This is a genomic window from Devosia sp. (genome assembly GCF_036563435.1).
GTDB lineage: Bacteria > Pseudomonadota > Alphaproteobacteria > Rhizobiales > Devosiaceae > Devosia.
Window position 1 is genome coordinate 85,052 of sequence record NZ_DATCMJ010000012.1, and the last position, 20,053, is coordinate 105,104.

Genomic DNA, 20,053 nt, shown 5'->3' on the forward strand with positions numbered 1-20,053 from the left:
CTAGATCTCGCCCCTGCCCGCAGCCCAATCCGCGGTTTTCGTGCCGACCAGATCGGACAGGTTGCGCTTGCCCTGTGCACGTATGGCGGTGACCAGACCCTGTTTCAGCCGGTCAAGCATATCGAGCCCGCCGAAAACCAGAGCCGAATAGAGCTGGATGGCATTGGCGCCGGCCTCGATCTTTGCCAGTGCCGTTTGCGGCGAATGAATGCCGCCGACGCCAATAAGGGGAAGTGCGCCCACCCGCTGGCGCATCTGCGCCAGCCGCTCCGTGGCGAGCGTGAACAGCGGCTTGCCGGACAGGCCGCCGGTTTCGGTGGCGTTTTCGAGCCCCGCGACTGCGTCGCGCGTCACCGTCGTATTGGAGACGATGAGCCCATCGAGGTCGGTGGCCAGCACGACCGTGGCAATGGCATCGAGAGAAGCTTCGTCGAGGTCCGGGGCGATCTTGAGGAAGACTGGGACGTGTGTCCTGGCCTTGGCACGGGCGGCCAGCACTTCGCCAAGGAGGCGGCGTAGCGCCTCGTCGGCCTGCAAGTTGCGCAGGCCCGGCGTGTTGGGTGACGACACGTTGACGGTGAGGTAATCGGCAAGATCGGCAAAGCGCTGAACGCCCAGGACGTAGTCGGCGACGAAGTCTTCGCTGTCCTTGTTGGCGCCGATATTGACGCCCAGCGCCGCGGGAACGCGCTGGTCCTTGAGGCGGGCGAAGGCGGCGTCATGCCCCTCATTGTTGAAGCCCATGCGGTTTATGACACCCCCGGCCTCGGGAATGCGGAACAGGCGCGGCTTGGGATTGCCCGACTGGGGCCGCGGCGTGACGGTGCCGATCTCCACCATGCCAAAACCCATCAGCGCCAAGGGCCGGGCAACCTCGGCATTCTTGTCGAAGCCTGCCGCCATGCCGACGGGGTTGGAAAGGTCCAGGCCGCAGATGGTGGTGCGCAGTTCGGGAGCATCCGGCTGGCTCCGTTCAGGGGCGAGACCCATGCGCAGGGCGGCAATGGTGGCGCCGTGGGCCGTTTCGGCATCCATCCGCAAGAGCGTGTCGCGTGTGAGGTCAGCCAGCGCCGGGATGCGAAGCAGGGGCGAGAGACGCGAAAAGATCATTGCACCGCCTCCGGCAAGGTGCAGCTGCCATCAGGGGCGACGCTGAGCGGCGCCTCCCAGGCAATGGCGGCGACTGGCAAGGGGCCGTCATAGAGGTGGGGGAAGAGCGCACCGCCGCGCGACGGCTCCCACACCAGGCGATCACCCAAATCAACCGTACGGACAGCTAGCAAGACAAGGTCGGCCTGACCGGCGAAATGGAGGCGCAGGGTATCGCCTAGCTGGGCGGCCGTGGAGAAGTGCATGTAGCCGTCCTTCGCATCGACGGGCATGCCGGAAAAGCTTGTGGCCGATCGCGCGGGCGCGAAGGCGGCTTCGGTTGCGACCTTGTAGATGAAATGGGGTGTGCTCATGGAGGGCGACCCTAATGGGAGGCCAAAAGGCAGGCAAGCGTGGGGACGGGGCTTTACAGGGGGGAAAGCGGGGTTTAGAAGGGTTAGGATTATATTCTTGCAACTAAGATCGAATTCCTTTCAAAGGCTCCGGCATGTTGTCACACAGAGCTATATGGGACGGGATCGATGCCCTGGCGCGGCGGCATGGCCTGTCGGTCTCGGCTCTGGCGAAGCTTGCGGGTCTGGACGCGACGGCGTTCAATGTTTCCAAGCGCATCAGCAAGGACGGGCGGGAGCGCTGGCCCTCGACCGAAAGTCTCTCCAAGGTGCTGGAGGTAACGGGCGACAGCTTCGACAACTTCCTGGCTGGAACGGGCGCCTATCTGCAGACGGGCCGCAGCCGGGCGCCGCAATCAGTGCCGCTGCTGGGCTTGGCGGAAGCGGGTGTCGGCGGCTTTTTCGACAGCGCGGGCTTTCCGGCCGGACAGGGCTGGGACGAGGTGTCCCTGCCCTCGCCGAATGAAAACGGCATCTATGCATTGGAGGTGCATGGCGACTCCATGGAGCCGCTTTATCGCGAGGGCGACCGTATCGTGGTGTCGCCCACCGAACAGGTGCGGCGCGGAGATCGTGTGGTGGTCAAGACCACGGGCGGTGAAGTGATGGTCAAGATCCTCCATCGGCAGACGGGCAAGCAAATCGAGCTTCATTCGATCAACCCGGCCTATGAGCCGCGTATTTTCGAGTTGTCGCAGATCGAGTGGATTGCGCGGATTATCTGGGCGAGTCAGTGAGGCGCGGGGTCAGAAGCGGCGGTTGATACCGGCTTGCTTCATGACAGCTTTGGCCGTGTGTCGGGACAGGCTGCCTTTGTCGACAGTGAACGTGCGCTCCGTCAGCGGGCTATACCAAATCTCGTGGTCGCCCTTGCCTTGACGTTTGAAGGTGCAGCCGGCTTCGCGCAGAGCCTCGACGACGCGGAGCAAAAGCCGCGGAGCATCTATTCGGCCGCGCGCAGATCCGAGACGATATGGATGTCCACCATTCCGCCTGCCTCCCGCGGCACGCCGTTGTCATCGAGCAGTTCGGGGGCAACCTGTACGCCCCGGCCGAAGAGGTCGTCGAGCGTCGCCGCCTCCGTGACGAGGCCGGGAATGTCATCGCTGGTGGCGACCCAGACACGCGCCTCGTCGTCCCACTCGGCCGTCACTACGAAGCGTTGCGTCATCGACCCCGTCCTCTTTCGCTGGAGGTGAGCCTATGCCGCTGGGCCAAGCGAGGCAAGGAGTTGCCTCAGCCCAGCATCTTTCCCGCCAGGGCGTCGGCGATCAGCCGGCGGGTGTTGTCAATGCCGTAGAGCGCGACAAAGGAGCCGAAGCGGGGGCCGCGTTCCTGACCGATCAGCACCTGATAAAGCATCTGGAAGAATTCGACGGAAACACCGGGGCCGCCATGCGGACCCTGCTTGGTGTGATCCTGATAGCGCTCGACATTGCGGGCGACGTCGAGGGCCGCGTTCTGGATGGCTTCGCTGCCGGCATCGGCCGGCAGTTCGGCGAAAGTATCCGAAAGACTCTGAAGCGCGGCGCGTTCGACCTCGTCGGGGGCGCGGTAGTTCTTCTTCACGAAATCGCGGAAGTAGCGCATGGCAAAGCCGACTAGCGCGTCGAGATGCGGATGGGTCTTGGCCGAAACGCCGGGCGCGTAGGCCGAGATATAGCCCCACATGACTTCCGGAGTCTCGGGATTGGAGGCGGTGGCCAGATTGAGCAAGAGCGCAAAGGTGACCGGCATGTCGATCTTGGGCACGTTGCCGAAATGGACATGGAAGGCCGGGTTCTCCACCCGCGCGGCGGCATCCTGCTTCTCGAACGAGGCGACATGGGCGGCATATTCGTCTACCGCTCGCGGGATAACGTCGAAATGGAGGCGCTTGGCGACCCGCGGCTTCTGGAACATGTACAGCCCCAGACTCTCGGTCGGGGCATAGGTCAGCCATTCGTCGATGGTCAGGCCATTACCCTTGCTCTTGGAGATCTTCTGACCCTCGGCATCGAGGAAGAGCTCGTAGACGTAGTGCTCGGGTGCCTTGCCGCCGAGAATTTCGCAGATCTTGTCGTAGATCGGGGCGTTAGTCTGGTGATCCTTGCCGAACATCTCGAAGTCCACGCCGAGGGCGGCCCAGCGCATGCCGAAGTCGGGCTTCCACTGCATCTTGACGTGGCCGCCAGTGACCGGCACGGTGGTATCGCGGCCGTCCTCGTCGGCGAAGGTAACCGTGCCGTCCTTGGCGTTGACTTCCTTCATCGGCACGTAGAGGACGCGGCCGGAAATGGGGGAGATCGGCAGGAAGGGCGAATAGGTGGCCTGCCGTTCGGCACCGAGCGTGGGGAGCATCACATTCATGATATCGTCGTAGCGCTCGGCGGCGCGCCGGAGGACCGCGTCGAACTTGCCGGACTTGTAGTAGTCGGTGGCGCTGGCGAACTCGTAATCGAAGCCGAAGGTGTCGAGGAAACGGCGCAGCATGGCGTTGTTGTGGTCGCCAAAGCTCGGATACTCGTTGGTCCAGGGATCGGGCACCGAGGTCAGCGGCTTTTGCAGATGCGGCTCCATGGCCTCCTTGGAGGGCACGTTGTCGGGGATCTTGCGCATGCCGTCGAGGTCGTCGGAAAAGCAGATGAGCCGGGTCGGCACCTGGTCGCGAGTCAGGAGGCGGAAGGCCGTGCGCACCATGGTGGTGCGGGCCACTTCGCCGAAGGTGCCGATATGGGGCAGGCCCGAGGGGCCATAGCCGGTCTCGAACAGGGCCTCGCCCTTGCCTGACTTTTCCAGCCGCTTGACCAGTTTGCGGGCTTCCTCGAACGGCCAGGCGCGGGCAGTCTGGGCAGCGTCGAAAAACGCGGGATCAAGTTCGGGCAGTGGAGCGGGCGACAAGGGTGCAAGCCTTTCGAATGGGAGAGTGCGGTGTGTTGCATCCCCCAAGGCTGGCGTCAACTTTTGCGGTGGCGCTTGCCAAGCCCGGCAGTGGCACCTAGCTATCGTGGCGTTGCCGATAAAGGAAAGCGCCGATGCCCAACAACGCCCATGACGCCCTGATCCACCTCATGCTGGTCGCCGCCTCGTCGGACAGCACGATGACGGAAAAGGAACTGGTGCGCATCCAGGCGCTGATCGGCCGCTTGCCGGTGTTCGAAGGGTTCGACAAGGAGCGGCTGACGGCGGTGGCCAATGCCTGCGCCGACAAGCTCAATGGACCGGGCGGCCTTGACCAGGTGATGGACGATGCCATCGCGGCCCTGCCCAAGAAGCTGCAGGACACCGCCTATGCGGTAGCGGTAGAGATCGCTTCGGTGGACCTGTTCCTCGAGCAGGAAGAGCTGCGCTTCCTCGAGATGCTGCGCGACAAGCTCGATCTCGATCGCCTTACCACCGCTGCCATCGAGACAGCGGCCAGGGCCCGGCACCGGCGCATGCCGGCGGCTCAGTAGAACCCGACGGGGAACCAACGCAGGTAGAGTTCGTCCAGGGCGCCGTTTTCCTTGAGGCGCACGAGGGCCCAGTCAATGGCGTGGCGCACATTGTCCTTGCCCGCCGGAACGGCCACGGCCATGCCGTCGCCAAAGAGGTGCGGGCGGAAATAGGGCTGGCCGGCAAAGCCGCAGCAATCGAGATTGTCGTTGAGCCAGAACGAGGCGCGCATGGCGTCGCCAAAGAAGCTGTCGGCACGCGCGTCCTTCATGGCGGCAAGAGCATCGAGTTCGCTCTCGAACGGCAGGATCGAGGCATCGGGCAGGTAGCGCTTCAGGAAGGCCTCGTGGGCGGAGCCGGCGCGGACGGCGACGGATTTACCCCCGAGAGCCTGAGGATCGAAGACGCCGATATCGGCGGCACGGGTGACGAAGCGGCCGGGCAGCGCAAGGTAGGTCGACGAGAAGTCGAACCTGGCGCCGGTCTCCTCGGAAAGAGCGAGCCCGGCGATCAGCGCATCGCCCTGATTGTCTTCAAGCGCATCGGTGGCCTGGTCCCAGGGCCAAGCCTGGATGGTGCAGGCGACGTTGACCTCGGTGCAGATGCGCTTGGCGAGATCGATGTTGAAGCCGATCAGTTCGCCATTGCTGTCGCGGAAATTGAAGGGCGGGAAGTCGGCCGTGGTGAGGAAGCGGATGGCGGGGAGGCCGGTGGCGGGCAGCAGTTCGCGGGCGCTGGGATCGGCGTGAAAGGGGAGGGTTTGCGCCTGGGCGGGGGTGGCGAGAAGGGCAAGAGCCACTGCACCCAGTATGCGGCTCAACCTCGCCGGGCTTCTCTGTTGCGGAGCAGCCTTCGAGAAGACCTGAGGGACCCCCTCCCCAGCTCCGCTACGGTCCTTCGGACCAAGCGGCGCTACCCTCCCCGCAAAGGGGAAGGTGAGCAAAAGCCGAGCGGGAGGAGCAAGCCAATGCATGAACACGGCCTAGACCTGATCCAGGCCATACATCAGATCGGCAATGAGGTCGTCGGGGCTTTCGAGGCCGACCGAGAGGCGCAGGAGGCCTGGAGTGACGCCGGTTTCGAGGCGGACCTCTTCGGTGAGGCGGGCGTGGGTGGTGGTGCGGGGATGGGTGATCAGCGACTTGGCGTCGCCCAGATTGTTGCTGATGAGGATCACCGCTAGGCTGTCGGAGAGGGTAAAGGCCGCCTCCTGGCCACCCCTGACGTCGATGGCCAGGAGGGTCGATCCGCGAAGCATCTGGCGCTTAGCGAGCTCGTATTGCGGGTGGCTGGGGTGGTGGGGATAAATGACCCGCTCGACCTTGGGATGAGCCGCGAAGGCTTCGGCGATCTTTTCGGCGCTGTCGGTCATCTGCCGGATGCGCAGTTCGTAGGTCTCGAGGCCCTTGAGCAGGACCCAGGCGTTGAAAGCGCTAAGGGTCGCGCCGGTTTGGCGCAGGAAGGTGTGGACGTCGCCTTCAATCAGTTCCTTGGAGCCGAGCACGACGCCGCCGAGCACCCTGCCCTGCCCGTCGATATGCTTGGTGGCCGAATAGGTCACGAGGTCGGCACCGAGCTCGAGCGGCTTCTGGTAAAGGGCTGTGGAGAAGACGTTGTCGACGATGAGCCTGGCGCCGTGGGCATGGGCGATCTCGGCGATGGCCTTGATGTCGACGAGCTCCAGCGTCGGATTGGTGGGGGTTTCGATGAACACGACCTTGGTGTTGGGCTGCATGGCGCGGCGGAAGTTCTCCGGGTCGCGACCGTCCACCAGCGTCGCTTCAACGCCGAAGCGCGGAGCATAGTCTTCGACGACGTAGCGGCAGCCGCCGAAGAGGGCCTGGGCGGCGACGATGTGGTCGCCGGCGCGGACCTGGCTCATCACGGCATTGGTGACGGCGGCCATGCCCGAGGCAAAGGCGCGGCCGGCCTCGGCTCCTTCGATCAGCGCCATACGGGCGACAAACATGTCGACCGTTGGATTGGCGAAGCGCGAATAGTTGTGGCCGCCCGGGATCTTGCCCTGGAACAGGAGCTCGGCATGCTCGGAACTGGGATAGCTATAGCCCGAGTTAAGGAAAATGGCCTCACTGGTCTCGTTGAAGGGCGAACGCATGCCGCCGCCATGGACCATCTGCGTCGCGGCGCTGCGCTGCTTGGGATCAAGGAGGGGGTTCTTGTCTCGGGACATGGGTCACGCCTTCATGAAAAAACCGGCCCCACAAGGATGGCCGGTTCCATTACGGTCTTTAGCAACTTGTTTTGAGTGGCTGCAAGCGACCGGCCAAATCACCACTGTGCTGTGATCTAAAGCCAATTGGCAGTTGGCGTCAATTGCCGGGGTTGTTAGGGAAGTTCAGGCAGAGCGGGACGCGACAGCATGCACAAGCAAGACACCTGGCCGCAGGGCGTGTTCCCGGCGCGATTGATCGAATTGCTGCACAGGCAGGGGGCGATCGCTTCCGCCCGCCCCTTCGACCCTGACCAGGTGCAGCCTGCGAGCCTCGACCTTCGCCTGGGCGATGTCGCCTACCGCGTGCGCTCAAGTTTCCTGCCCGGACCCAGCCATTCGGTGGCCGAACGCATCGAGGCGCTCAAGCTGCATGAGATCGACCTGACCCACGGCGCCGTGCTGGAACGCGGTTGCGTCTATCTCGTGCCGCTGCAGGAGAGCCTCGACCTGCCCGCAACCGTCAGCGCGTCGGCCAATCCCAAAAGCTCGACCGGCCGGCTCGATGTGTTCACCCGCGTGATCGGCGACCGGGCGCGCGGCTTCGACCAGATGCCGGATGGCTACCGTGGACCGCTTTATCTTGAAGTCAGCCCGCGCACTTTCCCGGTGCTGGTGCGCACGGGATCGCGGCTGTCGCAGATGCGGTTCCGCTCGGGCGACAACCGGCTCACCATTGCCGAGCACCAGGCGCTGCACGCCAGCGAAACGCTGGTGTTCGACAATGCCGTGCCGGTGGGCGAAGGCGTGGCGCTTTCCATCGACCTCAAGGGGGAAGGCCGCGAGGGCCTGATCGGCTTCCGCTCCAAGCGCCATACGGCAGTGGTGGATGTTGACAGAAAGGCCGCGCTCGACGTGCTGGACTTCTGGGATCCACTGCTCAATCGCGGCCGCGAGGAGCTGATCCTCGATCCGGACGAATTCTATATTCTCGTTAGCGACGAGGCGGTGCATGTGCCGCCCACCCATGCGGCCGAGATGGTGCCGTTCGATCCGCTGGTGGGGGAATTCCGCGTCCATTATGCCGGCTTTTTCGACCCGGGCTTCGGCCACTCCCTCGCTGGGGGCACGGGCAGCCGCGCTGTCCTGGAAGTGCGCAGCCGGGAGGTACCGTTCCTGCTCGGCCATGGGCAAACGATCGGAAGGCTGATCTATGAACGGCTGGCCGAAGCGCCGGACCGGCTCTATGGGTCGGCGCTCGGTTCAAACTACCAGGCGCAGACCCTCAAGCTGTCCAAACACTTCAAGCCCTATCCGGGCTAGAAGAAGATATCGTCGAGATCGGCCTCTGCGGCAGCAGGTTCTGCCGGCTCTGCTACGGTTTCCTGCTGGCCGAACATTTCGTCATGGATGCGCCGCTCGGCGTCCATGGTGTAGCGCTTGCGGTGCGATGCCAGGACCTCGGCCACTGTGCCGCCCGGCTGCGCCGGCACGTCCTGGGGGCATTCGGCAGCCAGCTGCATCTGCAGGTCGCGCATGGTTTCCGCGATCGCCGTCAGCCCGCCGAAGGTTTCGGCAGCGGTGCCGAGGAGGTCGATGACGCTTGGACCGTCGCGGTGGAGGGCACCCAGTGCTTCGGCCAATGAGTGGTCGACATGCTCGAGCATGACGAGGGCGGCACTGGCCTCCTGTTCGAGCTGGCCGACGCGGCCGGCGGTGTCGCCATTGGCGGCGGCACCAAAGGATTGCGCCAGGCCGGCGGCTTCGTGGAGGCTGGCCATGGCGGCTTCCGCGGCGGCGACCGTTTCGCCGGTCAATTCGCGCAGTTGGCGGGCAATGACGTTGAGCGCTGCACCGCGCGGGCCGAGCTGGGCGCATTTGACGGCGGCGTTGAGGCTGACGAGGCGCATGTTGGCCTCGATCTCCTGGACCGCCTCGACATGGCTGAGCAGCACGCCGACCGTGCCTAGCACGGCGCTCGCCACCGTTTCGAGCTTGCCGCGCTCGGCCTCGCAATCGCGTAGCACGGACGCTGCGTGGCGCACCGCCTGGTTCAGCGTTGCGAGCGACGAGCCTTCGGCGGCACTTCCGCCATAGGTCGCGCGGCTCTGCGCCATTATGGTGCCGGCATCGGCCGCAAGGTCGCGCAGGGCCTGCCCCGCTTCATCGACATCGCTTTCGAAGGCGTCGGCGGCGGCGCGCAGCTGGGCCAGTTGCAAGCCGCCGATGGCGGAACGCGCCATGATCGCCTCGTCGGCGGGCATCAGACCTTCTGCCATCATGGCACTTAGCACCTCGATGCCGCTTTCCACGTGTTCGATGCGCTGCCGGGTCGCGTCGCCCACCTGCAGGGCCATGACGGCGCTGGCGATACGGCCGACGATCTGCCGGGACAGCCGGCCGGTTTCGGCCGTGCCGGATGCCGAATGGGCGCGCTGTTGGGCCAGTGCCTCGAGCGCCTGTTCCATGTCGCGGGCCAGGAGGTCGAGCGTATCGGCATGGGCGTTTTCGAACTGCCCGCGCTGGCGGGCAGCGTGGCTCACTTCATCGGTCAGCCGGCGATAGGCGGTGGTGAAGGCCTGGATGGTTGCCGTGGCGCTGTCGGAGAGCTTGGCGATATCGGTGGTGAAGACGTCGAACTCGTCGCCGTCGCCCACGATGCCGGCTGCGACCACGCGGGCGTTGATGGCGACGATGCTCATCATCTTGACCGTGCGCCGCAGCTCGGCAATCGGGTGGTCCGCGGCCGCGACGACTTCGACAAGCCGGGCCAGATCGGCCTGCTCGGTGGCGAACATGGCCGAGATAGCGCTGGCCTGATCCCCGACATCGGCAAGGCGGCTGGACGCTTCGGCAAGCTCGGGGCTTTGCAGCTGGGCGGGGAGCGCTTCAAAGACCTTGGTCACGCGGTTGAGCAGGGTCGCGCCTTCGGAGAGGCGTGCGCCCACCGCCAGAAAGGTGGACTCGATCTGCTCACGTGGGGCCAAAAGGGCGGCGCCGATGGCCTTGACGCTGGCCTCGTTGCTGTTGGCGGCGGGAATGGAGACGGCCAGAACGGTCATCAGCTGGACCCCAGTCGGTGCGCAGAGCGCGCATAGGTTTCGATTTCGTGCGCCACACGGCCCAGCGGCACGGTGCGGACGGCGGCGCCGCGCTGGATGGCTTCCTTAGGCATGCCGAAGACGACGGAGGTTTCCTCGTCCTGCGCGACGGTGTGGCTACCGGCCTGGCGCATCTCAAGGAGGCCGCGCGCACCATCGTCGCCCATGCCGGTCAGGATCACGCCCATGGCGTTCTTGCCGGCCACCTGCGCGGCGGAGCGGAACAGGACGTCCACCGAGGGACGGTGACGGGAGACATGGGGGCCATCGACGATGCCGACCGAATAGCGCGTGCCGGTGCGGTGCAGCACCAGGTGCTGGTTGCCCGGGGCAATCAGGGCGCGGCCGGGGAGGAGGACATCGCCGTCTTCGGCTTCCTTGACCTGGATGGCGCAGAGATTGTTCAGCCGGCGTGCAAAGGCGGCGGTGAACTTTTCCGGCATGTGCTGGACGATGACGATAGGGGGCGTGCCGGCGGGAAGCTTTTCGAGCACGTCGCGCAGGGCCTCAGTGCCGCCGGTGGAGGCGCCGATGCAGATGATGGGGTCGGTTTCGGGCTGCCGCGCGCGGAGACTTGCCGCCCGCGCTTCGGAGAGCGGCGGGATGATGGCGTCGGCGGTAAGCTTGGCTTCCACATTGACGGGTGGGGGTGGCGCCTTCTTGATGCCGCGGAACTTGGCATGGGCGGCGGCCTTGGCGGCGTCGCAGATGCGCATGCGCGATTCCTGGAGGAATTGCGTGGTGTCGACGCGCGGCTTGGCCACCACGTCGACGGCGCCGGCTTCGAGCGCCTGCATCAGCGTCTCGGAGCCTGCTTCGGCAAGGCTGGAGCAGATGACGACCGGAATGGGCCGCTGGCTCATGATCTTGCGGAGAAAGGTCAGGCCGTCCATGCGCGGCAGTTCGATGTCGAGAAACATGACATCGGGCACTTCCTGGCGGATTCGCTCGACGGCGACATAGGGGTCGGCGGCGGTCGCCATGACTTCGAGCTGCGGGTCGCTGCCGATGATTTCGCTCAGGGTCATGCGCACCGAGGCGCTATCGTCGACGATAAGAACGCGGATCTTGCCGCTGGTACTGGACATGGCGAGCCCTAGCCCTTCTGGAACACGGCGGGGGCGACCTGGCGCATGGTCACGGCGGTGCCGATCATGGATTCGGAGTGGCCGAGAAGGAGATAACCACCCGGGCGCAGATGATCGACGAGGCGGAGGATCACCTTCTCCTGGTCCGCCTTGTCGAAATAGATCAGGACGTTGCGCAGGAAGATGACGTCGACGTCTCGGTCGAAAGGATAGGTCTGGTCCATAAGGTTGAGGCGGGCGAAATGGACCAGCCGCCGCAGTTCCGGGACGATGCGGACCTCCGGACGGGCGCCGGGCTTGCGAGCATGCATCAGGTAGCGCTGTGCCTTGGCGGGGGGCACAGGCGTGACGAGATCGGCCGGGTAGACGGCGCGCTCGCCCTCGGCGAGGACGGCAGTCGAGATATCAGTGCCCAGTATGGCAAAGCGGAAGTCGTGCCGCTGCGCTACCAGGTCGGCAAGGACCATGGCCAGGGTATAGACTTCGGCGCCGGTGGAGCTGGCGGCGCTCCAGACCTTGAGCAGGGGCTTTTGTTCGCCGCGGCGGAGGTCGAGCAAAGCCGGAACGAGCTTGCGCTCCAGCAGTTCGAAATGCTCGGGCTCGCGGAAGAAGTCGGTCTTGTTGGTGGTGACGGCGTTGATCAGGTGCGGCCACTCGGCCTTGAGGCCATCGCTCTTGAAGAGGTAGGCGCTGTAGTGATCGAGGCTCCCGAGCCCAAGGGCACGCACACGCTTGCGCAGCCGGCCTTCGATCATCAGGCGCTTGGCCGGCGGCAGCTTGATGCCGATTTCGGCGCCGATCAGGTCGGCGATGCGCGTGAAGTCGCGCAGCGACAGGTGATCGTCGTCCGCATTTTCGGGGCGGGCCAGCAATTGGGACATGGGTGACAAGGCAAGCGCTCCAGCCGTGGGACGGGCACGCAATGCAAGCACCGCGTGCCGGATGGATCAGGCAGCTTGGGTGATCGGCTCGATATCGCCCAGGAGGCGTTCGAGATCGAGCACGGTAACGAAGCGGCCGTTGCGGCGGCCGAGCCCCGCGATGCAGCGACCAGACCAGGCACCACCCACCGCCGGCGGCGGGTCGAGCGCTTCCTCGTCGAGCACCGTCACCTCGAAGACCCGGTCGGCCCGCAGACCGAGCCGGTGGTCACCGTCCGCACCGGCAAGGGCCAGCACGATGATGCGGGTGTTCTCGGTGTCGGCCGCCGGCGGCAGGCCGAGGGTCAGGCGCAGGTCAACGACGGGAATGCCCTGCCCGCGGACATCGATCATGCCAAGGAGCGTCTCGGGCGCCTGGGGCAGCCGGGCGATGGGGCGCATGTCGAGGATTTCCTGCACCTTCTCGACCGGCGCCGCGAAGAGTTCCTCCGCGACGCCCAGCGTGACGTATTGGGCGCGTTCCGCCATGACCGGTCCTCAGGCCGCGCCGCGGCGGCTGAACTCGCCGTCGAGATCGTCGTGGCCGTCATCGAGATCGAGGTCGAAGCCGCCATTGTTGCTCTTGGCCGGCTTGCGGATCGCGATGTGAGGCGCGCTGGCCATGATGGCGTCGCGCAGATCCTTGTTGGCGGGCTTGGCCTTGCTCCTGACCGGCGCAGGTGCCGCCTGGTCGGCACGGCCATCGATGCGGAAGTAGCTGATGGCGGCCTGGAGCTGTTCGGCCTGGCTGGCCAGCTCTTCGGACGTTGCCGACATTTCCTCGGCGGCAGAGGTATTCTGCTGCGTCACCTTGTCGAGCTGCTGGATAGCTGTGTTGATCTGGGCGGCACCGGCATTCTGCTCACGGCTGCCGGCGGAGATTTCCTCCACCAGTTCTGCCGTGCGCTGGATGTCGGGCACGAGCTTGCCGAGCATTTCGCCGGCCGACTGCGCGGCCTTGACCGTGGTGCCCGAGAGGGTCGAGATTTCGGCAGCGGCGGCCTGGGAGCGTTCGGCAAGCTTGCGCACTTCCGATGCCACCACCGCGAAGCCACGGCCATGTTCGCCAGCACGGGCGGCTTCGACCGCGGCGTTGAGGGCGAGGAGATCGGTCTGGCGGGCGATTTCCTGCACGACCATGATCTTTTCGGCGATGGTCTGCATGGCCGAGACCGCATTGTTCACCGCTTCGCCCGAGGCGATGGCATCGGCGGCGGACTGGCGGGCAATCTTTTCGGTCTGGCTGGCATTGTCGGCCGACTGCTTGATGGTGGCAGCCATTTCTTCCATGGACGCCGACGCTTCTTCGGTGGACGAGGCCTGTTCCGTAGCGCCCTGCGAGAGCTGTTCGGCGGTAGCCGACATCTCCTGCGAACCAGCGGCGACATTGCGGGTGGCGGATGTGACTTCCGAGACCACTTCGCGCAGCTTGCCGGTCATGGCGTTGAGCGTCTTGATCAGGTCGCCGACTTCGTCATCGCTCTTGGCGACAGCATTGGCGGACAGATTGCCGTCGGAAACTTCCTGGGCAAGACGAACGGCACTGCCGAGGGCGCGCGAGATCGAGACCACGATCCAGGTCGCAGCAATAGCGGCAATAAGGGCGGAGCCAGCAAGCAGGGCAATCAGGAACATGCGGGTCTGCTCGTAGAGCGCCGTGGCTTCGGTCACTTCGGTTTCGAGCAGAGCATTATTGCGCGCGATCAAGTTGTCAGCGAGCCCTTCGATCTCGGCGCGTAGCGGCTGGCCCTCGATGTCGTTGATCACATTCGCATTGTATGCGGAACGCTGCAGCGAGACGTCATTGGCTGCCTTGGCCGCCTCGATCATGGCGTTCAGTTCCGTACGGATTTGGGCCACCTTCGGCGCGTCGGCGGCGCCAACCTGGCGAGACAGTCGTTCCCCTTGTGCCTGAAGATTGTCGAGGCCCGTCAGGAAGTCGTTCTGCCAGGTATCCTGACGTTCGGGGTTGGACGAAGCCAACAGCACGTTGCGGTGCTGGCGGAAGGTGTCGCTGACGGTAAGGAACAGCTCGGAAAGGGTCTGGAAGGCAGCAAACGACTGGGTGTCACCGGCAGCAACCTTGTTGCCGAGCGTGGTGCGCAGGTCCAGCAGGGTCGCTTCAAGCGCATTATAGGCGCTGCTACCCTGGGTAGAGGAGATGGCAAAGGCCTCGGTATCGGAGTTCTTGAGTGCTTCCGCCTCGACGCGAGCGACCACCTCGCTATAGCGGGCCAGGGTGTCGACCAGCGTTTGTGCATCCGTGTTGTTTTCGGCGATGCTGAACTGACCAACCATGCCGCTGGCGGTGGACGTCACACTGTCGAAAGACCGCCGCACCCCGGCTTGCAGCTCGTCCATCACCGCGCGATCGGTGCTGATGATCATGGCGCGCAATTCGCTGGTGATGGAATTGATGTCGCCCTGCATGTCTTCGAGCGCCAGCGAGCGCTGCACCGGCCCCTCGATGATACGCTCCATCTCGGAGTTGATGGTGCCCAGGCCCTGAAGAGCGAGGAACATGCTCGCTCCCGACAATGCCACTACAGTGGTGAACACTGCCGCCAGCTTGGTCTTGATAGTCAGTCTCACGATGCAGACCTTTCTTCTGATGCTGCCACGGACGCGGTTCTGGCGCCCTGTGTTTCGAAAATTCGCCCCAGATCGGGGATGATGATGAAGCCGCCGTTGCGCTTGCCGATGCCCTTGACGAATTCGGGCCGCCAGCGCATGCCGACCTTTGGCGCCTCCTCGATGGAGGCCGCCTCGATATCGGTGACGTCGTGGACCTTGTCGGCGAGGATGCCGGCCACCGTGGGTTCGCCCTCGATGTCGATTTCCATGACGACGATGCGCGTGTCCTGATCGGGCTCCGGGCGATCCATGCCGAACATGACGCGGAGATCGGCAAGGGGCACGACCCGGCCGCGGACATTGATGAGGCCGCCGACGAATTCGGGCGCGTTGGGCACTTCGGTGATCGGCACGAGGTCGAGGATTTCGCGGACGCTGCCGGCTTCCACGGCAAAGAGCTCGTCCTGCAGCCTGAGGGTGAGCGCCTTCATGGCGCCCGACTGAACCTGGCTCATGCGGCCCTCCCCTGATCGACATAGCTTTGACCGAAGGCCACGAGATGGGCGGTGTCGAGGATCAGCGCGACGGTGCCGTCGCCCAGGATCGTGGCGCCCGAGAAGGACTTGATCGAGGAATGGAGCTTGCTCAGCTGCTTGATCACGGTCTGGTTGTTGCCAATGATCTGATCGACCACGAGCCCGACGCGTCCTTCTCCGGAAGAGACGATAACCACCTTCTGGTGCGGCTCGAGCGGCGCCCTGGTGCCGAAGACTTCGCGCATGCGCAGGAAGGGGACGAGGCTGCCGCGGATGTCGAGGAAGTTGCGGCCGCGGGCATTGGCCTCGATGCCCTCGGGCAGCTCGACGCATTCCTCAACGGCTGCCAAGGGAATGGTGTAGCGGCCATTACCGACGCGGACGAGCATGCCGTCGATGATGGCAAGGGTCAGCGGCAGGCGCAGGGTCATGGTCGAGCCCTGCCCCGGTGTCGTCGCCACATCGATGCTGCCGCGGAGGCCATCGATGGTGCGCTTGACCACGTCCATGCCGACGCCGCGTCCGGACAGCGAGGTGACCTCCCTGGCGGTGGAGAAGCCGGGGGCAAAGATCATCTGCCAGAGTTCGCTGTCCGGAATCTTGGCATCGGGGGCGAGCAGGCCCGCCTCCTCGGCCTTGGCGCGGATGCGTTCGGCATTGAGCCCTGCCCCGTCATCGGTCACCGAGATGGCGACTTCAGCGCCGGCATAGACGGCCGACAAGCGCACTGTACCCTTGGCCGGCTTGCCGGCTGCCAGCCGGCGCTCGGCGCTTTCAAGGCCGTGGTCGACCGAGTTGCGGATCAGGTGCACCAGCGGATCGGCCAGGCGCTCGATCATGGTCTTGTCGAGTTCGGTATCCTCACCGGTGGTGATGAACTCGATCTCCTTGCCCAGATCGCGGGAGAGATCGTGCACGAGGCGGCGGAAGCGGCTGAACAGGGTACCGATCGGCACCATGCGGATGCCCATGGTCGTGTCGCGCAGGCCCGAGCTCAGGCGCTCGAGTTCCTCGGCAATGGTCTTGAGGTTGCCGTCCTGGCTCATGTTGGCGATCTGGGTCAACCGGGCCTGGGCGATCACCAGCTCGCCGACGCGATCCATCAGCTCGTCCAGTCGCTCGGCATCGACACGCATGGACGAAGAGGCCGCAACGGCGGGTTCCTTTTCGGCGCTCTTGTCGAGGGGGGGCCTGGCAGCAGGTTTTGCTGCTGGCTTGATCTCGGCCAGGGGTGGCGCGATCACGGGAGCGATCACATCCGGCGCCGGCCCGGGGGCCAGTACCGGCGCCTCGGCGAGGGGCTCGACCGAGAGCTCCATGCCGTCGCGCAGGAACAGGAAGACGTCGTCGATGGCTTCGCGCGGATCCTGATGCTCGAGATCGACCTGCCAGCCGATATAGGGCACTTCGGGATCGATGATGTCGAGCTGGGGCAAAGTGTCGGTGAGCGCCAGGACCGTGCAGGGGCCGAGAGCGCGGATTTCGTCGAGCAGCAGGACGGGGTTGGTGCCGTAGACCAGGGAGTCGGCCGGCAAGCGGAAGCGGATGCGCCAGCGCGTGTTGCCACCGGTGCTGGCCGGTGCTTGCGGGGTTGCAGCGGGTGTTGGTTCATCCAGCACGATTTCAACGCCGTCACCGCCGGCAAGCACGTCGCGCAGGGCGTCGAGGATGGCGTCACCGCCCGATGGCGGTGCGTCGGGCGCTTCGATCAGTGCGTGGATGTGATCCTTGGCGTCGAGCGCCACGGCGATCAGCGCCGGCGTGGCGGGAGACTGCCCCTTGCGCACCTGGTCGAAGGCGGTTTCGAACTCGTGGACGAATGCGGCAACGGCGGTGAAGCCGAACATGGCGCCCGAGCCCTTGATGGTGTGGAGGGCGCGGAAGGTCGAATTGATCAGGTCGTCGTTGGCCGGGTTCTGCTCAAGGTCCAGCAGACCCGATTCCAGCTGTTCGAGCAGTTCCCTTGCTTCCTGGCGGAAGGTCTCGGTGGGATCGGGAAAGCTCATGCGCCGGTGACCTTCTTGACCACGGCGAGCAGCTGCTCCTGCTTGAACGGCTTGACGATCCAGCCCGTGGCGCCGGCTTCCTTGGCCTGGCGCTTGAGCTCCTCGTCGGATTCCGTCGTCAGCAGGATGATCGGCACGCCCTTGCTGGAGGGGTGCTGGCGATACTTGCGAATGAACTCGATGCCGTTCATCACCGGCATGTTTAGGTCGGTGATCACCGCGTGGACCGTGTTGCCGGTGGCCTTGTCGTAGCCGTCCGAGCCATTGATGGCCTCGATGACGTCCAGGCCGGCGCTGGTCAGCGTCATCGCTACCATCTGGCGAATGGAGGCCGAGTCATCGATGGTGAGGATGGTCTTGGTCATTGCGCCTTGCCTTTGACTGATGAAGTTGAGGTCCAGAATGCGCTGCCTTCGGCCAGCGGCTGGCCGGAGGAGCCGAGGAAGCCCAGTTCCGTCAGCAGCGCCTGCAGCGGGCCCTGTGGCGAGGCAGCGAGGGAAAGGGAACGACCGAGGTGATCGGCGAACTTCCTGGCCGAGAGCAGCAGCTGAATGGTGGTCAGATCGGCGCTGGTAACCGCGCTCGTATCGACCGTGACCGCGCTATTGGCGGTGATCGCCTCGCGCAATGCCGCGGCGATGTCCTGGGCAGCGCGGAGGCCGGCATCGCCAGGCAACTGGACGGTGTGGGAGCTGGTGCCGGTCATGTGCGTGACCCGGCCGCAAAGCATAGAACGCGAAACATAAAACTACGCTACCGATGGGTGCGCCAATCCCGCCAGCAACATGGGAATTGACCCATGCCTCAGACGTCCTCAGACGCATTACTAACAAAATACGCACATCGTATTCCCATCCGATGCAATAAGCAGGCTAACGCAAGTTGATTAAGGCACCCTTACTGTATTCCACGCTACGTGCACGCGCCTAATCTGCTGCACTTCCAAAACATATTATTGTCGACCTGAAGTATTAATTGCTAAAAATTTGACTCCATCGAATCCTGATTCAGCTCGTGTGAATCCTCGATTCAGAGTCCGGAGTTAATGGAGAGTCGAAGCGGCTCGGTTGTTCAGCGGCTTTGCTGTGAAAAGCAGAGTGCAAGCGAGAGACGGGCGTCTTGACTGCGTTGCGGGACCAGAAGGAGGCATCTTGCGGCGCGAGTAAGCGCATAAAGTAATGGCGCGCTCCAGATGAGAACGCGCTAAACGGCTAACGCTATGCAAGAAACCCTAGAAGCCGACCGCTGCCGCCGGCGCTGCGCCCATGATGGCTTCGATTTCCCGCCACTTGTCCTGGAAAGCCTCGACGCAGGCTGGATCGAAGTGACTGCCGCTCGAGGCAAGGACTTCCGCATACGCCTTGTCGACGGGCCAAGCAGCCTTATAGGGCCGTTCCGAACAGAGGGCATCGAATACGTCGGCAATGGCCACGATGCGCGCTTCGACCGGAATATCGTTGCCCGAGAGCTTGTCCGGATAGCCGGTGCCATCCCAGCGCTCATGATGGCTCTGGGCGATGAGCTCGGCCGTGCGGATCAGTTCGGAGGAGCCGTTTTCAAGGATGCGCGCACCGATCGTCACGTGTTCGCGCATGGTGGCGAACTCTTCCGGCGTCAACTTCCCGGGCTTGCCCAGGATGGCGTCGGCAATGCCGATCTTGCCGATGTCGTGAAGCGGGGCGGCCAGGTAGATCATGCGGCAGCGCTCGGAACTGAGCCCCATGCCGCTGGCGATCAATTGGCTGATCTGCGCGACGCGGGAGACATGTTCACCGGTGTCACCGTCGCGATATTCGATGGCGCGCGCCAGGCGCCAGATGATTTCTTCCTCGCGTGCCAAGAGGTGGGCGGTGGCCAATTCGACCTCGCGCGCCAGCCAGGTGGCGCGATCCGCCAGTTCGACCTGCGCGGCGCGCAGGCTCAGGAGGTTGGCGACGCGGGCCTGCAGTTCAGTGGGGTCGAAGGGCTTATTGACAAAGTCCGTCGCGCCAGCACGGATCGCCTCGATGCGCGTGTTGCGATCCATGTCAGAGGTGACCATAATGATCGGCACGAGCTGGTATGACGGCCGCACGCGCAAAGCGGTGGTGAACTCTACGCCATCCATTTCGGGCATGACGTGGTCGACTAGAACCAGGTCATATTGCGTGGCTTGGCTGAGTCTCAACGCTTCGGAGGGCCGGGTCGTGGTATCGACATCGGCACTGGTCGCCGCCTCGACCAGCGTTCCGATCATGGCCAGGCTCGATCGGCTGTCATCGACGATCAGAACGCGCAATCTGCCCTCCGGGTATTTTCCCCAAGGTAGGGGCCACACGTTATGCAGGGGTTAAAGCTTCTGCCGTGGCAGCAACACTCTGCACTAAATGCCCCTTTCCAGCCCAGCCTTGACGCCTTGCGCGATTTCCCGCATTGAGTAAGCCCATGCGGGTGTAGCTCAATGGTAGAGCAGAAGCTTCCCAAGCTTACGACGAGGGTTCGATTCCCTTCACCCGCTCCATCTCCTGACACTTCTATTTAAATACCTTTGCACCGCGTCATGTCTCGCGCTTGCACAGGTCGCGGTCAGCCGACAGAACCCGACTGCACCAGGATCTGACTGCGGGATCACCGAGCGCGAAACACCAGTAGCTCGCTGTCCAGCGCTTCGCCTCCGAATAGTCAGAGCTGAGCCTGTGGTCGTCTAGCCATTGATTAGCCAGTGTGCGGTCGGTCACAGATGGGGAAATCTCCGGGTCGAGA

General features: G+C 64.3%; 20 protein-coding genes, 1 tRNA gene and 1 riboswitch. Of the genes, 4 read left to right on the forward strand and 17 right to left on the reverse strand.

Annotated features, from left to right (window positions below; genetic code table 11):
- Together VIL88_RS06385 and VIL88_RS06390 are read right to left on the reverse strand one after the other, a co-directional pair.
- A complete protein-coding gene (locus VIL88_RS06385) occupies positions 1–1,110 on the reverse strand; it encodes a quinone-dependent dihydroorotate dehydrogenase (protein WP_331987083.1) in 1,110 nt (369 codons plus the stop codon).
- Entirely contained in the window at positions 1,107–1,463 is a 357-nt protein-coding gene (locus VIL88_RS06390; RefSeq protein WP_331987085.1) for a DUF952 domain-containing protein, read from the reverse strand. The genes VIL88_RS06385 and VIL88_RS06390 overlap by 4 nt, the downstream gene beginning before the upstream one ends.
- Before the next feature lie 134 nt (positions 1,464–1,597).
- Here VIL88_RS06390 and VIL88_RS06395 point away from each other — a divergent pair, with 134 nt between their 5' ends.
- Positions 1,598–2,239 (forward strand): helix-turn-helix transcriptional regulator, encoded by a 642-nt coding sequence (locus tag VIL88_RS06395; RefSeq protein WP_331987086.1) that lies wholly within the window; start codon positions 1,598–1,600, stop codon positions 2,237–2,239.
- A gap of 9 nt (positions 2,240–2,248) precedes the next feature.
- Here the strand turns inward: VIL88_RS06395 and VIL88_RS06400 are convergent, their stop codons facing one another.
- From VIL88_RS06400 to VIL88_RS06410, 3 genes are all read right to left on the reverse strand, one after another.
- A complete protein-coding gene (locus tag VIL88_RS06400) occupies positions 2,249–2,431 on the reverse strand; it encodes a type II toxin-antitoxin system HicA family toxin (protein WP_331987087.1) in 183 nt (60 codons plus the stop codon).
- Between the two features lie 14 nt (positions 2,432–2,445).
- The gene (locus VIL88_RS06405; RefSeq protein WP_331987089.1) at positions 2,446–2,673 is read right to left on the reverse strand and encodes a DUF1902 domain-containing protein; all 228 of its coding nucleotides are present in this window, start codon (positions 2,671–2,673) and stop codon (positions 2,446–2,448) included.
- A gap of 65 nt (positions 2,674–2,738) precedes the next feature.
- Positions 2,739–4,382 carry a lysine--tRNA ligase gene (locus VIL88_RS06410; protein ID WP_331987090.1) on the reverse strand — a complete coding sequence of 548 codons (1,644 nt, stop codon included), beginning with the start codon at positions 4,380–4,382 and terminating at the stop codon, positions 2,739–2,741.
- 134 nt (positions 4,383–4,516) lie between these two features.
- Between VIL88_RS06410 and VIL88_RS06415 the strand changes: the two genes are divergently transcribed.
- On the forward strand, positions 4,517–4,936 hold the full coding sequence (locus VIL88_RS06415; protein WP_331987091.1) for a tellurite resistance TerB family protein: 420 nt from the start codon (positions 4,517–4,519) through the stop codon (positions 4,934–4,936).
- On the opposite strand, the gene VIL88_RS06420 is transcribed toward VIL88_RS06415, so the two are convergent.
- Positions 4,930–5,736, reverse strand: a complete 807-nt coding sequence (locus VIL88_RS06420; protein ID WP_331987092.1) for a transporter substrate-binding domain-containing protein — start codon at positions 5,734–5,736, stop codon at positions 4,930–4,932. The genes VIL88_RS06415 and VIL88_RS06420 overlap by 7 nt on opposite strands.
- 162 nt (positions 5,737–5,898) lie before the next feature.
- On the reverse strand, positions 5,899–7,107 hold the full coding sequence (gene metZ, locus VIL88_RS06425) for an O-succinylhomoserine sulfhydrylase (RefSeq protein WP_331987093.1): 1,209 nt from the start codon (positions 7,105–7,107) through the stop codon (positions 5,899–5,901).
- A gap of 39 nt (positions 7,108–7,146) precedes the next feature.
- Positions 7,147–7,222, reverse strand: a riboswitch (SAM riboswitch).
- A gap of 74 nt (positions 7,223–7,296) precedes the next feature.
- Here metZ and VIL88_RS06430 point away from each other — a divergent pair.
- Positions 7,297–8,409 (forward strand): 2'-deoxycytidine 5'-triphosphate deaminase, encoded by a 1,113-nt coding sequence (locus VIL88_RS06430; RefSeq protein ID WP_331987094.1) that lies wholly within the window; start codon positions 7,297–7,299, stop codon positions 8,407–8,409.
- Here VIL88_RS06430 and VIL88_RS06435 read toward each other — a convergent pair.
- The 10 genes from VIL88_RS06435 to VIL88_RS06480 form a co-directional block, all read right to left on the reverse strand.
- On the reverse strand, positions 8,406–10,148 hold the full coding sequence (locus VIL88_RS06435) for a hypothetical protein (RefSeq protein ID WP_331987095.1): 1,743 nt from the start codon (positions 10,146–10,148) through the stop codon (positions 8,406–8,408). The two genes, VIL88_RS06430 and VIL88_RS06435, sit on opposite strands and share 4 nt — an antisense overlap.
- Positions 10,148–11,275 (reverse strand): chemotaxis response regulator protein-glutamate methylesterase, encoded by a 1,128-nt coding sequence (locus VIL88_RS06440; protein ID WP_331987096.1) that lies wholly within the window; start codon positions 11,273–11,275, stop codon positions 10,148–10,150. Before VIL88_RS06440 ends, VIL88_RS06435 begins: the two co-directional genes overlap by 1 nt.
- An 8-nt stretch (positions 11,276–11,283) precedes the next feature.
- Positions 11,284–12,156, reverse strand: a complete 873-nt coding sequence (locus VIL88_RS06445; RefSeq protein ID WP_331987503.1) for a protein-glutamate O-methyltransferase — start codon at positions 12,154–12,156, stop codon at positions 11,284–11,286.
- A gap of 66 nt (positions 12,157–12,222) precedes the next feature.
- Positions 12,223–12,684 carry a chemotaxis protein CheW gene (locus VIL88_RS06450; protein WP_331987097.1) on the reverse strand — a complete coding sequence of 154 codons (462 nt, stop codon included), beginning with the start codon at positions 12,682–12,684 and terminating at the stop codon, positions 12,223–12,225.
- A gap of 9 nt (positions 12,685–12,693) precedes the next feature.
- Positions 12,694–14,787 carry a HAMP domain-containing methyl-accepting chemotaxis protein gene (locus VIL88_RS06455; RefSeq protein ID WP_331987098.1) on the reverse strand — a complete coding sequence of 698 codons (2,094 nt, stop codon included), beginning with the start codon at positions 14,785–14,787 and terminating at the stop codon, positions 12,694–12,696.
- Positions 14,784–15,284 (reverse strand): chemotaxis protein CheW, encoded by a 501-nt coding sequence (locus VIL88_RS06460; protein WP_331987100.1) that lies wholly within the window; start codon positions 15,282–15,284, stop codon positions 14,784–14,786. Before VIL88_RS06460 ends, VIL88_RS06455 begins: the two co-directional genes overlap by 4 nt.
- On the reverse strand, positions 15,281–17,311 hold the full coding sequence (locus VIL88_RS06465; protein ID WP_331987101.1) for a chemotaxis protein CheA: 2,031 nt from the start codon (positions 17,309–17,311) through the stop codon (positions 15,281–15,283). Before VIL88_RS06465 ends, VIL88_RS06460 begins: the two co-directional genes overlap by 4 nt.
- Positions 17,308–17,676 carry a response regulator gene (locus VIL88_RS06470; RefSeq protein WP_331987102.1) on the reverse strand — a complete coding sequence of 123 codons (369 nt, stop codon included), beginning with the start codon at positions 17,674–17,676 and terminating at the stop codon, positions 17,308–17,310. The genes VIL88_RS06465 and VIL88_RS06470 overlap by 4 nt, the downstream gene beginning before the upstream one ends.
- The gene (locus tag VIL88_RS06475; protein ID WP_331987104.1) at positions 17,673–18,017 is read right to left on the reverse strand and encodes an STAS domain-containing protein; all 345 of its coding nucleotides are present in this window, start codon (positions 18,015–18,017) and stop codon (positions 17,673–17,675) included. The genes VIL88_RS06470 and VIL88_RS06475 overlap by 4 nt, the downstream gene beginning before the upstream one ends.
- A 525-nt stretch (positions 18,018–18,542) precedes the next feature.
- On the reverse strand, positions 18,543–19,589 hold the full coding sequence (locus tag VIL88_RS06480; RefSeq protein ID WP_331987105.1) for an HD domain-containing phosphohydrolase: 1,047 nt from the start codon (positions 19,587–19,589) through the stop codon (positions 18,543–18,545).
- Between the two features lie 148 nt (positions 19,590–19,737).
- On the opposite strand from VIL88_RS06480, the gene VIL88_RS06485 reads away from it, so the two are divergent.
- Positions 19,738–19,811, forward strand: a tRNA-Gly gene (locus VIL88_RS06485).
- Positions 19,812–20,053: the final 242 nt, after the last annotated feature.

What these genes read in the sequence shown, in the direction of transcription:
- VIL88_RS06385 (WP_331987083.1), bottom strand. Translation starts at nt 1,110, where the DNA reads ATGATCTTTTCGCGTCTCTCGCCCCTGCTTCGCATCCCGGCGCTGGCT.
- VIL88_RS06390 (WP_331987085.1), bottom strand. Translation starts at nt 1,463, where the DNA reads ATGAGCACACCCCATTTCATCTACAAGGTCGCAACCGAAGCCGCCTTC.
- VIL88_RS06395 (WP_331987086.1), top strand. Translation starts at nt 1,598, where the DNA reads ATGTTGTCACACAGAGCTATATGGGACGGGATCGATGCCCTGGCGCGG.
- VIL88_RS06405 (WP_331987089.1), bottom strand. Translation starts at nt 2,673, where the DNA reads ATGACGCAACGCTTCGTAGTGACGGCCGAGTGGGACGACGAGGCGCGT.
- VIL88_RS06415 (WP_331987091.1), top strand. Translation starts at nt 4,517, where the DNA reads ATGCCCAACAACGCCCATGACGCCCTGATCCACCTCATGCTGGTCGCC.
- metZ (WP_331987093.1), bottom strand. Translation starts at nt 7,107, where the DNA reads ATGTCCCGAGACAAGAACCCCCTCCTTGATCCCAAGCAGCGCAGCGCC.
- VIL88_RS06430 (WP_331987094.1), top strand. Translation starts at nt 7,297, where the DNA reads ATGCACAAGCAAGACACCTGGCCGCAGGGCGTGTTCCCGGCGCGATTG.
- VIL88_RS06435 (WP_331987095.1), bottom strand. Translation starts at nt 10,148, where the DNA reads ATGACCGTTCTGGCCGTCTCCATTCCCGCCGCCAACAGCAACGAGGCC.
- VIL88_RS06440 (WP_331987096.1), bottom strand. Translation starts at nt 11,275, where the DNA reads ATGTCCAGTACCAGCGGCAAGATCCGCGTTCTTATCGTCGACGATAGC.
- VIL88_RS06445 (WP_331987503.1), bottom strand. Translation starts at nt 12,156, where the DNA reads ATGTCCCAATTGCTGGCCCGCCCCGAAAATGCGGACGACGATCACCTG.
- VIL88_RS06450 (WP_331987097.1), bottom strand. Translation starts at nt 12,684, where the DNA reads ATGGCGGAACGCGCCCAATACGTCACGCTGGGCGTCGCGGAGGAACTC.
- VIL88_RS06460 (WP_331987100.1), bottom strand. Translation starts at nt 15,284, where the DNA reads ATGAGCCAGGTTCAGTCGGGCGCCATGAAGGCGCTCACCCTCAGGCTG.
- VIL88_RS06465 (WP_331987101.1), bottom strand. Translation starts at nt 17,311, where the DNA reads ATGAGCTTTCCCGATCCCACCGAGACCTTCCGCCAGGAAGCAAGGGAA.
- VIL88_RS06470 (WP_331987102.1), bottom strand. Translation starts at nt 17,676, where the DNA reads ATGACCAAGACCATCCTCACCATCGATGACTCGGCCTCCATTCGCCAG.
- VIL88_RS06475 (WP_331987104.1), bottom strand. Translation starts at nt 18,017, where the DNA reads ATGACCGGCACCAGCTCCCACACCGTCCAGTTGCCTGGCGATGCCGGC.